The 14,293-nt window shown below is 52.8% G+C and carries 16 protein-coding genes; 3 read left to right on the top strand and 13 right to left on the bottom strand.

Features of this window, described 5'->3' with window-relative positions:
- The first annotated feature begins 136 nt into the window (after positions 1 to 136).
- Genes DIS04_RS12805 through DIS04_RS12815 form a run of 3 tightly spaced genes read left to right on the top strand, consistent with a single transcriptional unit; the run spans position 137 to position 1,940 of the window.
- On the top strand, positions 137 to 529 hold the full coding sequence (locus tag DIS04_RS12805; protein WP_111414166.1) for a PA2779 family protein: 393 nt from the start codon (positions 137 to 139) through the stop codon (positions 527 to 529).
- Between the two features lie 11 nt (positions 530 to 540).
- Entirely contained in the window at positions 541 to 1,482 is a 942-nt protein-coding gene (locus DIS04_RS12810) for a PA2778 family cysteine peptidase (RefSeq protein ID WP_111414167.1), read from the top strand.
- Positions 1,483 to 1,517: 35 nt separating this feature from the next.
- On the top strand, positions 1,518 to 1,940 hold the full coding sequence (locus DIS04_RS12815; RefSeq protein ID WP_111414168.1) for a DUF488 domain-containing protein: 423 nt from the start codon (positions 1,518 to 1,520) through the stop codon (positions 1,938 to 1,940).
- Here the strand turns inward: DIS04_RS12815 and DIS04_RS12820 are convergent.
- The 13 genes from DIS04_RS12820 to DIS04_RS12870 all read right to left on the bottom strand — a co-directional run bounded on the left by DIS04_RS12820 (position 1,937) and on the right by DIS04_RS12870 (position 14,284).
- On the bottom strand, positions 1,937 to 2,608 hold the full coding sequence (locus DIS04_RS12820) for an acetyltransferase (protein WP_111414169.1): 672 nt from the start codon (positions 2,606 to 2,608) through the stop codon (positions 1,937 to 1,939). The genes DIS04_RS12815 and DIS04_RS12820 overlap by 4 nt on opposite strands.
- The gene (locus tag DIS04_RS12825; RefSeq protein ID WP_281270197.1) at positions 2,598 to 3,221 is read right to left on the bottom strand and encodes a sugar transferase; all 624 of its coding nucleotides are present in this window, start codon (positions 3,219 to 3,221) and stop codon (positions 2,598 to 2,600) included. Before DIS04_RS12825 ends, DIS04_RS12820 begins: the two co-directional genes overlap by 11 nt.
- A gap of 9 nt (positions 3,222 to 3,230) precedes the next feature.
- Positions 3,231 to 4,397, bottom strand: coding sequence for a glycosyltransferase family 4 protein (locus DIS04_RS12830; protein ID WP_111414171.1), 1,167 nt, complete (start codon positions 4,395 to 4,397; stop codon positions 3,231 to 3,233).
- Between the two features lie 123 nt (positions 4,398 to 4,520).
- Positions 4,521 to 5,183, bottom strand: coding sequence for a hypothetical protein (locus DIS04_RS12835; RefSeq protein WP_162623059.1), 663 nt, complete (start codon positions 5,181 to 5,183; stop codon positions 4,521 to 4,523).
- Positions 5,184 to 5,196: 13 nt separating this feature from the next.
- Positions 5,197 to 6,045 (bottom strand): glycosyltransferase family protein, encoded by an 849-nt coding sequence (locus DIS04_RS20475; protein ID WP_162623060.1) that lies wholly within the window; start codon positions 6,043 to 6,045, stop codon positions 5,197 to 5,199.
- Positions 6,036 to 7,409 carry a hypothetical protein gene (locus tag DIS04_RS20480; protein WP_162623061.1) on the bottom strand — a complete coding sequence of 458 codons (1,374 nt, stop codon included), beginning with the start codon at positions 7,407 to 7,409 and terminating at the stop codon, positions 6,036 to 6,038. Before DIS04_RS20480 ends, DIS04_RS20475 begins: the two co-directional genes overlap by 10 nt.
- 86 nt (positions 7,410 to 7,495) lie before the next feature.
- The gene (locus DIS04_RS12840) at positions 7,496 to 8,422 is read right to left on the bottom strand and encodes a glycosyltransferase family 2 protein (RefSeq protein WP_111414173.1); all 927 of its coding nucleotides are present in this window, start codon (positions 8,420 to 8,422) and stop codon (positions 7,496 to 7,498) included.
- Between the two features lie 32 nt (positions 8,423 to 8,454).
- The gene (locus tag DIS04_RS12845) at positions 8,455 to 9,213 is read right to left on the bottom strand and encodes an AAA family ATPase (RefSeq protein ID WP_111414174.1); all 759 of its coding nucleotides are present in this window, start codon (positions 9,211 to 9,213) and stop codon (positions 8,455 to 8,457) included.
- Entirely contained in the window at positions 9,161 to 10,033 is an 873-nt protein-coding gene (locus tag DIS04_RS12850; RefSeq protein ID WP_162623062.1) for an ATP-grasp fold amidoligase family protein, read from the bottom strand. Before DIS04_RS12850 ends, DIS04_RS12845 begins: the two co-directional genes overlap by 53 nt.
- A gap of 71 nt (positions 10,034 to 10,104) precedes the next feature.
- Positions 10,105 to 11,805 (bottom strand): CocE/NonD family hydrolase, encoded by a 1,701-nt coding sequence (locus DIS04_RS12855; protein WP_162623063.1) that lies wholly within the window; start codon positions 11,803 to 11,805, stop codon positions 10,105 to 10,107.
- Between the two features lie 66 nt (positions 11,806 to 11,871).
- On the bottom strand, positions 11,872 to 12,561 hold the full coding sequence (purN, locus tag DIS04_RS12860; protein WP_111414177.1) for a phosphoribosylglycinamide formyltransferase: 690 nt from the start codon (positions 12,559 to 12,561) through the stop codon (positions 11,872 to 11,874).
- Positions 12,561 to 13,454: a GNAT family N-acetyltransferase gene (locus DIS04_RS12865; RefSeq protein WP_111414178.1), complete on the bottom strand. Its 894-nt coding sequence runs from the start codon at positions 13,452 to 13,454 to the stop codon at positions 12,561 to 12,563. The genes purN and DIS04_RS12865 overlap by 1 nt, the downstream gene beginning before the upstream one ends.
- A complete protein-coding gene (locus tag DIS04_RS12870; protein WP_111414179.1) occupies positions 13,451 to 14,284 on the bottom strand; it encodes a phytanoyl-CoA dioxygenase family protein in 834 nt (277 codons plus the stop codon). The genes DIS04_RS12865 and DIS04_RS12870 overlap by 4 nt, the downstream gene beginning before the upstream one ends.
- Positions 14,285 to 14,293 lie beyond the last annotated feature (9 nt).

Consider the following 14,293-nt stretch of genomic DNA (forward strand, 5'->3'; position numbering starts at 1 on the left):
GCATGAAATTTCACGCGCTTTCTGCTTATACTGATACAGCATCGTTGGAGCATGTGGACGACTGCGCTCACCGAACCGGGAGCGCTGGATCATTCAAGAGCCGGAAGCCATTTCCCAAGAAGAAGGAACACTGATCATGAAGACTCTCCGCCGCTTTCTCAGCCCCCTGCTGATCCTGGCCCTGGTGCTCGGTAGCGTCTCGGTTTCGGCCGCCCCGCTGCCAGCCAGCGAGCTGGTCTCGACCCAGGCAGCCATCTCGGCCGAGCGCGCCGATGCCGACCGGGAACGCATCAACGAGATCCTGTCCCGGGCCGAGGTGCAGGATCAGCTCGTCGCTCAGGGCGTCGACCTTGCCGAGGTCGAAGCCCGTGTTGCCGCGCTCTCCGACGAGGAGGCACGCGAAATGGCCGAGCAGCTCGACCAGCTGCCCGCCGGTGCGAGCGTCGTCGGCGCCCTGGTACTGATCTTTCTCGTCCTGTTGGTCACCGATATCCTGGGCCTGACCAACGTCTTCCCGTTCACACGCTGATGAGAAACGCCATGCAAGGCCGTTTCCAGCCAGCCTGCAAGAACGCCCGCCTAGCGGGCGTTCTTCTGTTGTGTCTCTGGCTGGCGGGCTGCGCCTCGACGCCGCAACTGGCCGAGACTACCAAGCAGGCGATACCGCGTCAGGCCACGATCGAGGACGTGCCCTTCCATTCCCAGCGCGACTATCAGTGCGGCCCAGCCTCGCTGGCCATGGTCCTCAACCACGGCGAAGTGGACGTGTCCATGGAGAGCCTGATCCCCCAGGTCTTCATTCCCGGGCGCGAGGGCAGCGTCCAGCCCGAGATGCTTGCCACGGTGAGGCGTCACGGGCGCATCCCGTTCGTGCTGGACAACAGCTTCGATGCGCTGCTGACGGAGATTGCCGCCGGCCATCCGGTGGTGGTGATGCAGAACCTTTCCCTGCCGACGTGGCCAATGTGGCATTACGCGGTGGCGATCGGCTACGATCTGGATGCCGAGGAGATGACCCTGCACAGCGGCGAGGAAGCCGAGCGCATCGAATCCTTCCGCCGCTTCGACGCCACTTGGGCACGCAGCGAGCGCTGGGCGTTCATCGCCCTGCCCCCCGGCGAGCTGCCGAGTGGAGTCGGCGAGCAGCGCGCGTTGCAGGCGATCGCTGGCTACGAAGGAGTGCAGGGCGCCGAAGCCACGCTGCCTGCCTGGGAGGCTTTCGTCGAACGCTTCCCGGACTCCGGCATGGGGTACTTTGCCCTGGGCAACGCACGCTACGCCGCAGGCGAGGCCGCGGACGCCATCGAGGCGTTCCAGAGTGCCGTGGAACGTCGCGATGACCTGGGTGCGGCATGGCTGAATCTGGGCCTGCTGCTGCAAGCCCGGGGGGAGGACGGCGAAGCCCGGCGAGCGCTGTCGCGTGCCGCCGAGATGCCGGGTCCATGGCAGGAAAAGGCGACGCAAGCGTTGGCGCAGCGCTAGCGCGCCGCGACCGAACAGACGAGGCAGGAGTCGTCATGAGCTACGAGATCGTTCTCAAGCGCATCTACAGCCCACAAGCGCCCGAGGACGGGGCGCGAGTGCTGGTCGATCGGCTCTGGCCTCGCGGCAAGCGGCGCGAGAGCCTGGCGCTGACGGAGTGGTATCGCGACGCCTCGCCCTCGCTCCTGCTGAGCCGTCAGCTACGCCAGGGCGAGATCAGCCACAAGGTCTTTGCCGTACGCTACCGCGGCGAGCTGCGCGATCATCCCGAAAGCCTGCATCCCTTGATGCGCCATGCCCGCCAAGGGAAAGTGACCCTGCTTTCCGCCGCCCGCAATCTCGAAGAGTCGTACCTTCCGCTGCTGCAGCAGGCCCTGCTGGAGGCGCTGCATAACGAAGATGTCGCCGATCATGAGCCGACTTCCTCGCCGTGCCTTGGCAGTACGTTAAAGCGCTAGCCCAAGCTTCCTGTCGGCACTTCCACCATTGCGGGTCGATCTTCCAGGGGGCGAGCCGGCACACCCACTACGGTGAGGTCATCGGCAATGTCGGTGACGACGGCCGCTCCCGCCCCTATCATGGCCCGTTCACCGATCGTCACCCCTTGGCGGACCACCGCGCCGACCCCGATCCAGCTGCCACGGCCGACCACTACATTACCCGATAGGTGCGCCCCTGGTGCTATATGCACGCAAGCACCTAGACGACAATCATGATCCACCGTGGCACCGCTGTTGACGATTCCCCCTCGCCCAATCGTAGCGAAGGCGTTGACCACAGCGCCGGGCATGACCACCCCCCCTACCTCCACCCTGGCCAGCGGGCTTACCGCTGCCTTTGGGTGAATCAGCGTGACCAACCGTCCTTGGGCACCGCACACTCTCCCCAATGCAATTTCACGTATGCTGTTATTGCCTACCGCCACCACCACACCGCCAAATCTATGTACCTCTCGCAGCAAAAGGGCCATTCCCCCGTGAACCTTCCAGTGCTCGAGCCTCGGCTTTGACTGCCAGGCGTCATCGTAGAAAAACACGGCGTCCCATCCCGTCTGCAGCGCAATGTCCGCAACGACCTTACCGTGCCCACTGGCTCCGAATATGGCCAAGCAGTGACTATTCACCATGATTACCTCGAAAACGTGGCATGGTTACGGCACCAACATGTGCGATACCCTCACGAGCCACCACTCTCTTCACAGTGAGCAGCAAGATGGTCAGGTCCAACGTCAGCGACCGGTGATGTACGTACCACACATCCATCTCGAATTTCTGCTCCCAGGTCAAAGCATTGCGGCCATTGACCTGAGCCCAGCCAGTAATGCCGGGGCAGACTGCATGGCGGCTGGCCTGACGGGCATCATACAGGGGCAAGTATTCCATCAGCAGGGGGCGAGGCCCCACCAGGCTCATGTCACCGCGCAGCACATTCCATAGTTCCGGCAGCTCATCCAGGCTGCTGGCCCGCAGCCATTGACCAAATCGAGTCATGCGCTCCTCATCGGCTAGCGGCACGCCGTAGGTGTCACACTCGTGTCGCATGGTGCGGAACTTGACGATATGGAACGGCTTTGCTTTCAGGCCCGGTCGAAGTTGACAAAACAATACCGGCGAACCAAGCCGCAACCGCACGAGTAAAGCCAGAACCAGCAAAAGCGGCGATAACAATAGAAGGCAGAGTGCCGAGAAGACGACATCGATTAGACGCTTGCTGATGGGATACATTCGGGAGGTGTTCATGTCTTTCGATCACCTGAGCGTCAACATGGAGCGGTAGAGCTGCAACAACCCCGACCAAACGACGACATTGCTGAATTTTCGCGCCCACGCCAGTCCATTCTCACCGTGGCTCCTCCTGAGAGCGTCATCGGTGATGTAAGCGGTGATGGCTCGGCTCAGCGCATCGACGTTGCGTACAGGTACCAGGGTGCCATTGAATCCGTGAGACATTGCATCCTTTGTCCCGGTCACGTCACAGGTAACGGCGGGTACCCCCATGGCAGCGGCTTCCAGCAGAACATTGCCGAACCCCTCCCAATGCGCCGGCAAGACAAACAGGTCCATCAAGCGATAATAGTTTTCAACGTCCTCGACGAACCCCAGGCTGAGAATGTCCTTGTCGGCTCTTATACGCTCTAATGTCTTTATCGCAATGGGTTGCTCGCTTTCGAGAGGGCCTATGACGAGCAGCTTGATGTGAGGGTAATCGACCTTGACCCTGGAGTAAGCCTCCACAAGCTCATCGACGCCCTTTCTACTGATGACCCTGCCAACGAAACCAATGATGAAATCTTCCGACCGAATACCGAACCGCAACCTGAGTTCCTCGACGGGGGTGAGATCGGAACGCAAGGGATTGAATTTTTCGAGATTGATCCCGTTACTGCTTCCTAGCCCATTCAATCGATATTCTCCTATCTTCAGAATACCTTCCGCCACGCCTTGATGAGCAACACTTGGGCTGATACAAACCACCTGCGTAGCCAAGCGACAGGAGATCCTCTCGCAAGTTTTCATCAGCCAACGGGGAAGGCCCGACATGGATTCATGCCGAAACCCACGAATGGTATATACGCGGCCAGGAATATTGCAGGCATACGCGGCCAGCATGCACAAAAAACCAGCCTTGGGGGTGCCAGCGTTAACAATATCAGGTCTAATCCGAAGAAAGAGACGTGCAAGACGGAACAAAGCCAGAACATCCTTTGTTGGGCTTGGCTCACGCTCCATTGGTATTTCGTAAAGCTTCACACCTTCTGATTCCGCTAACAACCTGACACTCTCACCAGGTGAAGATATCAAAATAGGTTTAACGCCATTCTCCTTGAGATATTGCAACTGACCACGAATCAATACAGCACTGATATGTGAAGTAATGGCAGTCACCACAATTGGATAGTCGTGTTTGGTCTTCATCCCGCTCTCCCTTATTATTTTGTAATGGAGAAACCCACTGACAGCACGCACCTGATACCAGAACAGACCAATCCAGAAAAAAGCTTAAATATGATAAATGGAGTACAACTAAAACTCCTTGCTCTACAGGCGGGACATGATTGGCAAAATATTTATTTCCCCCGACACATCATTTATAATATTCACCAAAGAGAAATTCCTCTTGGAAGAAATGGCATCGATCATCTCAATCAATGCATCTTCATTAAGATAATCGAATCGATAGAGGTCATTCGTGACAAGGTCACGTCGCAGCTTTAGATTATTGTCAAAGATTCTGTCGTGAGCTTCCAGATACACCAGGACAAGCCGATGACTAATATAAGGCGCATACAGAGTCAACAACAATGACTTTATTTTCTCTTCATTACCCGCACCCAAGTTAGCCCAACACAACTGCGTGAAACCTTGGTCCATAATGACAATGTCATGATTCCTCACGGAACGCCATAGTTGAAAGTCGAGATAAACTGCGTTCCAAAAGCTTTTCAGCAGCCTCAATCTTCCATGGTCCGGCATGGCGTCGGACATCTGCTGAAGGATAACAGCGAGTCTTGAATAGTGGAGGCCGGCACTACAAACAAGGCTGATAGCCTTCATTGCTAGGCTAGATAATCTCCGCTCATTCGACAACAACCCTTTAATACGACTATTTGGCAGGGTATTCAATGATTTACCGATTAATTTATTGCACGCCAGCGTTTTTCCAACCCCCGGTTTCCCAGAGAATTCGACTATGCAGGCCATTGGGCTAAACTCATCACTTATATTGAATCTTGATTGGCGAGGAAAATCGCCAAGAGACATTGATTGCAAAAAATCTAAGAACATTCATCTGAGATTTTTTCAAGCGCCTTTTCCTCGTTAAGAAATCTCTCGTCGTATGCTTATCCATATCGATGGGAATTATCTGATCATAGCGCATGATGGTCGAGTACAAATGATCACAAATATTAGTGGCATAGTGATACACAAGCGTATCACGTCTCCATTGTTTCCTTCCGATACCTGGATCTGTTGCGTTCCACCTCTCTTCAAGAGAAAGCACACGAGCATCGGATTTAAAAATCGTTGGAACCAAGGAAACTTGGTCGTATTGGCTTCCCAGACGAGTAAAATTCTCATTCCACATCCTGAAAAATTCGCAAGACGCCAAGGAATTTTTTATCAGCATGACACCACTATTCCAGTGCGGCAAATCCCCTACTGTCAACCCACCTAAAACTGGTATGTCACCTTTACCTTTTCGCTTTTGGGGATAACGATTCAATCTAATACCAATATCAAAATAATCCAGAATACTGTCAGCTGCAGCAAGATTACCCATTACTACCGTATCACAATCAAGGAAAATTGTTTTTTGGTATTCACTATACTCGAGTATGCGTGTTTTCAAGCTTCGGTTGACCGAATCCTCTACGGATACATATGTCCACCTGTCATAACCGTGGCGAAAAAAATCAACTGCAGGTGGTTCCTTACAGACATTGGTTACTATTGTATAAGGTAATGTTATATTTTTCTCGACCAAGCTCTTAGCTGACAGCAGAGCCATGGCCAGATAGGGGCGCCCCAGCGCCAGATAGACAACACCTAGGTTCATCGGCATGGAAGGGTTCTCTCTGAAAGGCGTACATTCTCGATTGCGCTCTCGCGCTTTGCCACACAGATGAAAGTAATGATGACTGAACACAAGACCCAGAAATAGGATTTGTCGATATCAGAGGAGGAAGATAGGGCGAGCAAAGTGTATGCAAGAGTTGATACCGCCACAGTGGAGCGAATTCTGAAGGCTTCAGTCGACAACCTTATTATAAAAAGTCCAAGAGCCAGCAGCCCCACTAGACCGAAGGTGATCAGTGTCCCCACGTATAGAGAATGAGGATTTCCAAAGGCACCGATCCCGGTACCTAACAGTAGCTGTTGAATGCTGGCATCGGCGAAGTAGGCTGCCCACATATCGAGCCGTGTGTTCGATTCAAGCACGGGGGCTCTGAAAAGGCGAAAATCCACTGCCCCTTCGGCAAATGGAAGAATTCCTGGTCCATGGGCTTCCAGTAAGACGAGGCCCATTACAGCGAGCATGGCACCGCCCATTAACCAGATAAGGTTATTGGCGCGTAGAGTTCTTCCGAGAAAAGTAAACTGCGCTAACAGCGCAACCAGCAGAGCAAAGCCCGCAGCGAAGACCGGCATACGGGAGCCGGTATAAACCATTCCAACGAAAGCTGCAGTGCCCATCGCCCCCCAAATTAGCTTGTCACGCATATGAGCAGGCATTGAAATAACTGCCGTCAGACAAGTCACCAATACAATACCGAGAATATTCGACAGCGAGCGAGGGGAAGATTCAGTCTCACCGATAGCGAGCCCAAGCTCTCCTGCACGAGAGAGCTGAAACTCCCGAGTCGACATCATACTGAGTGTTGCCAGTACTAGCAGGATACCGACACCACCAACCAGGTAGACGAGCACCCGAGTTTCGCCGAATGGAAAATGACGCTGCAACGTCATACCGGGACCGGAAGCACGAAGCAAGCCAAGAAATAGGAGAATAGTCAGCAAAGCAGCCAGACGATCCAGACGGCCATCGCCGGCCATCAGCCCCCTACCCACTTCCTGGAGCGTAAAAAGGAAGGCAATTAAAAAAATGCTAACATCAAAACGTAATTTATTATCCCCTAGAGTGGCATGCATCATAGTGCCTGCTGAACATCCAGCGATCAGAATCCAGCCGAAGTGAAGCCCAAATATAAAATCAATATTATTTAGCGCGGCACCGATTATTATGATCGGCAAACCGTAGATTGGCGAACGAACACAAACAACCAGGCCCGTCAAGAAGCCAATCATCGCACCCATAGCTGTATGGTTTACCGCAATTATCGTAATTGCTGCCGCAGGTGCCAACATCAGAAAGAGCCGGATGAAAAATTGCCGCTCTGCAATTATATTACTTGTACTCGTTTCCATTGGGCCCACTTTTCCTCATTCATGTTTTTATATAAACGAAATAATAAAAGATTCAAGCACACGACCAAAATCAAGCTGCAAACAACTCATTTTAGATTTTTTAACATAGACGCCAACTCCCTGAGGTATAACAAACGAATCAGAAGCTCCTTTATCAGCGCCAGGCGAGATGACTGGGCGAAAACTCGACGAAGATACATATTCCAGAAGGCTTCGGCATACTCATCCTTTCCCACTCTCTTGTAATACTTATAGATCCAGAACCAGGAATTGATTTGTGCTTCGTTTCTTGCAGCCAGCTCCATTGAGCTCCACAACCCTCCAGCATGCGCAATATGGCATGCGGGCTTTATCTCTGGATGAAAATGACTTCCGCCATAGTTTCCCAGCAACGCAACAAGAAATTTATCATTATTCAGCATCCTGGCACTTTCCGGTATGTCGCCAAAATCCACGTTCCTGAAAACGAGTGTCAAATTAAGCATCCATGCTTTTCCTGTCGACATCTCTTCCGCCGAAAAATCACGCTGGTGCCTCTTCTGCAGTCTTGACTTTTTGATAATCTCCCCGTCAGGACCTATCGAGCAAGAATCGTGTCCCGTTACAACGATCTGTGGGTGTTTATCAAGGTACTCGCATTGTCGCCTCAGCTTCGAGGAATCGGTCCAATAGTCATCTCCTTCACAGTAGGCTAGATATTTACCTACTGCCTGCTTCTTAAGCAAGTTTATAATCACCACTCCCTTGGAAAATTGATTTTCTTCCTGAATGATGGGCTTGATAATATTCGGATAAAGCATCTGGTAGCGTCGCAAGACCTCGCTGGTCCCATCGCTCGATGCATCATCATGGACAATCACCTCAAAGGGATAATCTAAATCCTGCATCAAAAAAGAATCAATTGTCTTTCCAATGTATTTAACATGATTGTATGTAATGCAGAGTATGCTCACCAGCGGCGTAGAGATTGAACCTCTCCACTTTGACATTATTTCTTGCTCACTCTCTCGCATTTCCTTGCCTCCAAAGGCATCTTACTTTCACCTCATCGCTGAGCTAGGGATGAAAAGAATACTTCGATGTGGTCGACTGCTAACTCCCTCGCTCCTTCCATATTGACTGTCAATATAGGATAGCCTGCTTCTTTCATGCAGGTAGCGAGATATTCTCTACCTCGCAGGGCTTCAGTATTGAAAATGACCAATTCTTCATCGCTCTTATCCTGATGACAAGGAAGCAGCCTTCCTGTCTTATTGCCTCGTATTCGAATACGGGAGCAGATGGTTTCCGGGGAAGCCGTCAAGTTAATAACAGCCCGTCGCTGCATGAGGAGTTTGAAATCATCCGGGCTTTCTAAAAACATCGAACATAACTCGTTAGCAAAATGATGGCTAAGTCCTTCATCGACTACATAGCCTTTCCGAGACTGTGATATGTTAAGATCATAAATAAGCTTAACCGCCTTTCTTTGGAGAGTCGCGATATCTCCCTGATTGAGGGCAGCCAGCGACAACAGGCGGGCTCTCGATTTACATACTCTTTCTTTTTTATCAAAACTATCATTTTCTGCTTGTATCAAAGATCTTTCAATCAAGGCTTTTATAAGCGTCGTTTTCCCGATTCCTGGTGGACCAACCAAGTCTACGATGTAAGAAGAATGACTGTGGTTATTATATCGGTAAGCCTTGAACCCTGCCCTGTTGTATAAAAATCGCTCAATAGTCGCTTTCATAATTAACAACACCCAAAAGTCACCATAAATCCCCAAAGGCAAGGTCCCAAGCGACAGGATCAAACCTGGCATGCCCCAGCGAAGGCGCCACTGTAATTTCCCCGAACACGACCCGCTTATTGTCTATTTCATAGAGGTCGACTCTCAGGAAATCATAGCCACTGGCAATTTTCTCTGAGATTTCTATCATCTCTTCAAGGCAGGTGGGCTTTTCGGCATCGGGTCCGGCGGGGTAGCCGAGCCTAAAATTTTGCCTTTCCCACTTTGTATTGTACAGTGATCTTGTATGAGAAATGAAACGCCCAAAATCAACCTGCACATACTCTACTTTTCCGTGAAATACGAAAAACTTATAGTCCAATGGAACATGGCCGGTGCCTGGCATCAAGTGCTCTTCGATGATGACCTTTGGTTGAATCATGCCATACCACCATTCATTAGAGTACCAGTAGAACCTTTTAAACGGATCACGATGGCGCTCGAGAATCCTGCTTATTTCCCCCTTCAACTCAACTTCCTTGATATTTTCCTTCTCATCAACCAGCAGCAGGCTATCTCGCCCGCAGCCATCGTTCCCTTTTACAACAAAGGATGAAGGCAACGTTTCATAGCTGAGCTCTTCTACATTATTTAAAACCTGATAACATTGCGTAAGATACGCATCTCCCACGCGAGCCTTGACAAACTCCCTTACAGCCACCTTATCTTGAAGAAGAATGGCATCCAGCATATTACGGCTCATTTTCCGTTTGCATATTTTCTCATTGAAAGTTCTTGCTTTATCGAAGTTCCCCCAATAACCAGTATGCCTACGGAATTGAATTTTTTCATAATAATCGGCCCCCAGGATCGCTCTTGAGAAAAGCCGATAGAACGACTTGGCTTTGTTCACCTCAGTCTCCTCTCGACGTTTTTATTCAGCAACATTTTTATTAATTAACAAAAATTCAAGAGTTCGGCGAATCAGTGCGTAATCAAGGGAAGTACTATGTGCGAGGGATGCTGGTTATCATGATAAATCGTCTGCCTGGCAACCATGAGTTCGGCGTCCTGACCTTGCGGATTGCCCGTGTTGGGGTTGCGATCCCAGAGCGGAAAATTGCTGCTCGAGAGGTGCACCTGTATCCGATGGCCCGGTTGAAAGACATTACTGGTCGGTTGAAGTCTCAACTCATAACGCTGGATATCACCCGGCGTAAGCAGTTTCGGTGCCTCCCAGATGGAATGGCGAAACCTTGCTCTTATAATACCTTCAGTCAGGTTGAATGCCGTACCATCCGGATGCACATCAATAAGTTTTGCCGTAAAGTCCGTGTCTCTTGCAGAGCTGGCTGCATAGAGGACAATCGTGATCGGACCCGTTACCTCTAGTGGCTGCTCAACTGGTGGGCTGGTGTAGACCAGTACGTCGGGTCGACCTTCGTTCGGCCGCTGATCAACGGAACCTGCCCGTAGCGATGCATCATGCTTTCCCCCCAGAAACGAGTGGTTGCCACCTAAGGTCGGCACAGGGTTCTCCGGGTCGTAGAGATAGACAGTCGGCTTCCCGTCTTGTGGCGGTGAAGTTTCCAGCGTGCCGATTCTGGCGCCATCGGGGCTGTGAAAGTAGAACGGAGTAAAGCGCGTGCCGGCGAGCGGCCACTCGTTGGCGAACTGCCATTCATTGCTCCCCATGGTGAATATCCGGATTGGCGGTTCCGTTTCCACGCCATTTTCGATCCCCTTGACAACATGATCCAGCCAGCGAATCGCCAATGACAGTTCATTTTTTTCTGCCGACGTCCCGAACTCCCTGTCCCCGACCAGACGATTGAGATGATCGGAGGGATTGATGACCAGCCTGAGGTCCGCGTCGTGCCCACTCTCCTGTAGCGCGAGATAATTGTCAAAGACAGCACCCGCGTAGTAATCGTACCAACCGGACATGAGATAGACGGGAATTCTGACACGGTCATACTTTCCTTTTAAACTTATCTTCTTCCAGTAGTCATCAAACGTTGCATGGCTGACATAGTCCCGCCAGAGCCGATCTCTCCGCCCTGATACCTCCAGGTCCAAATCGATCAGCGGCAGGTAGCGGTAAAGCGCTTCCCAGCCGTATCGACGCCCCTGCTCCGGATCCGTATAGGCTCGGCCGGCAGCTGTCATGGCAAGCGTAAGGGCCCCGTAACAGCGATACACGCATTGCCAGAGATCGGCATTGATCGCCTGCGGAATGATCGCCCTCAGATTGGGATGCTGCTCCGGTGCCACCAGCCACTGTGTGGCCCCCCAATAAGAGCGCCCATACATCGCAATGGCCCCATCGCTCCAGTCCTGGTGGCTGAGCCAGCTCAAGGTGTCGTAACCATCCTCGGCATCATGAAAGAAACGATTCAACTCACCTTCTGACGGCGGATGGCCTCGGGCCGCCTGTCCTACGTAGACATAGCCCGCCGAGGTAAACGCCACAGCATCGCCTGAATGACCGGCACGATACCCCCGGGTCAGAACCGTAGGGTACTGGATACCAGGGGCAGCACCTTCCGGAAGCCATACCCGCGTCTGCAACCGAACCCCATCGCGCATGGGTACCAGGTATTCCCGAAAAGGCTGGGGATCAGTGTCCGAAGTGAGCAACATGAAGAGACAAGTCATCACGATGATCGAAAGCAGCGATTTCATCAAACGGCAACCCGGAATCGATCTCCGGCGTATCATGCAGGCACCCCTCTCGGCCCAGCTGATAGTTCAGCCCGGCTCTACGCAGCGCTCCGGGAAGGGAATGCTCAAATCAATCGCTTCGGATGCCTCCAACGCCGGAGCGTATGCCAGATCATGCCAGGCCGCGTCACGTACCGTGACATGGTCTCCATTCACCTGCAGGCGATTCTCCCGAATCCAGTGAACCACCTGAACCAGTGTCTTGCACTGTTGGACGAAAATATGGTGACGAAGCTGCTCCCGGCTCAGGCCGGGGTCGACAGGGCAGCACGTCTGCATGACGATCTTGCCTTCATCCATTACGTCCTTTATCAGTTCCACCGTGGTTCCAAGGATCTTGGCTCGGTAGGCAACCCCGTCGCCAAAGCCATCCATGCCCTTGAATGCGGGCAGCAGTGATGGGTGAAAGTTGATGATTCGATCCCGAAACATGGTGCGTAACGTATCAGCGTAGAACTGAGTGTAGAAGGAAAGGATGTAGTCGATCGAGTGCCGTATCAGGTAATCGGATAGCCGCACGCTAAATGCCTCGTTCGACCCTTCATCGAACACGATGACAGGAATACCATGTGCTCTCGCCTTGTCGACCGCTGGACAGGGCCGATCGGCTATTACGGAGTGAGTCGCACTCCGGACGGTTGGGATGGTTAAAACCTGGTTCATGACCGAACCTGATGTCGAGACGACAAAAACGAACCGTGACTGAGGACCGCTCATCAATTTTCTCCCGCTCGGTAGGCCGGAAAGAAGGACGTTTGAGGTACGCTCCCGGCCAGGCGCTCATAGGCTTGGTGATCGAATATGCTCCCGCAGAAATAGGCTTTCCTCGTCGTGTTGGACCAGCCTCGCTTGAAATGTCCGAGGCCCGTAGAGGGATCGGCGGAGCCTGGCAGGCCCCCGAAGTTGACCCACCGGACCCTACCGGCAAAGTAATTCAGCAAGGTCCACTTGGTGGCATAGGAGGCACTCAATGCGTAACCCTCGTCGTTGAATGCCACGAGATGCCCCTGTGCGACGTCATCCTGTACGTACCAGAGGTCGAGACCAACAGTGCGCCCGCCATGAACGGCTCGAAACATGACCAGGCCAGGAACCCGCAATTGCCGCTCGAAGGCCGCGCGGGAGAAGGCTCTCAGCCCATGGATGTCATGTCTTCTGGCCAGTACATCGAATAGCGCGACCCAGTCGTCCATAAATCGTGCTGGCTCTTCACACACTTCGACCTCCACCTTGCGCAGCGCCCGTCGAGCGTTGCTGCGATGCGACGAAGAGACGAAGGCTTCCAGCGGAACAGAGGTATCCGCGACAAAGTGCTCCTTGTAGGGCTGGACGATGTCGAAGGTTCGCTCAAGCAGTCTTCGGTCATACTCCCCGAAAGGATCGGCGACCAGCGCGAGGGACACCCATCGCGCACCCTCGAGCTCCAGATCCCGGCGCAAAGCGGTCCAGTCGCGGCAGCAGAACAAGGGATAGAGCCCCATGGCATCGCGTGCTGCGGCGCCTGGGATCGCGCGCTCGAGTATCCAGCCACCGCTGGACTCCAGTCCGCGAGGCTCACCGAAGCCAAGAAAGGATTCCGCATAGCAGGGATGAAGATACCCTTGGTTCATGCGCGCGTCGCCGCATCCAGACAGACATGGCCTTCGATCTGGTTGACCTGGGCCTGGAGTTCTCTCAGGCGTGTGGAGCGAGAGCGGACGAAGAACTTGTCGCGCGGTAGATCGCTGAGGTGATAGCGGGTTCTCCACTCCCCTCGCAGCAACGCCGTGCTGCTGGGGTCGCTGGCCGGTTGAAAAGTTGCCTGAACGAGGATTCTATCAGGACCACCGCCATGCGGAGGTGAACAATGCCAGGTACAGGTGTGACACAGAGCAATGTCTCCTGGCTCCAGCGAAGGACATACCAATGGCCACTCGGGACCGATGATTTCCGTATTCACTTCACCGGCATCGCCCAGATAGCCGAAGTGATGCGTACCGGGATAGAAGGAAATTCCACCGTTTTCCTTGTTGGATACACTAAGAGGTATAAACACTGTGGTTTTTTCGGGCCAACCGTAGTCGTAACAAAAGTCGTTATGGACGAAAACTGGCGTACGGCTGTTTCGATCCTTGATCACGAAACGTTGCATGAACAAGGCAAGGTCTGGATATAGTTCTTGCATGATGTCCAATAGCTCTGGACATTGATGGATCTCTGCCAGCGCTGCTGGCAGCACTTCATGTACATGTACGGGATTGAAAGGATCCACACTTCGGCTCTTCGACAATCTATCCTCGTAGAACCGACTCCATTCATGCTGCCACTGCAGAATCCTTTCCATGGGTATTGCCCCGCGGATCACAAAGAACCCCACTTCACGATATATAGCCGTTGACAGCACCCTGGCGTCAGCTTTATCGATACTATCTCTAACGCTACCGATATCAAGCGGTTTCATTGTCAATAT

The organism is Billgrantia lactosivorans (assembly GCF_003254665.1).
Classification (GTDB): domain Bacteria; phylum Pseudomonadota; class Gammaproteobacteria; order Pseudomonadales; family Halomonadaceae; genus Halomonas; species Halomonas lactosivorans.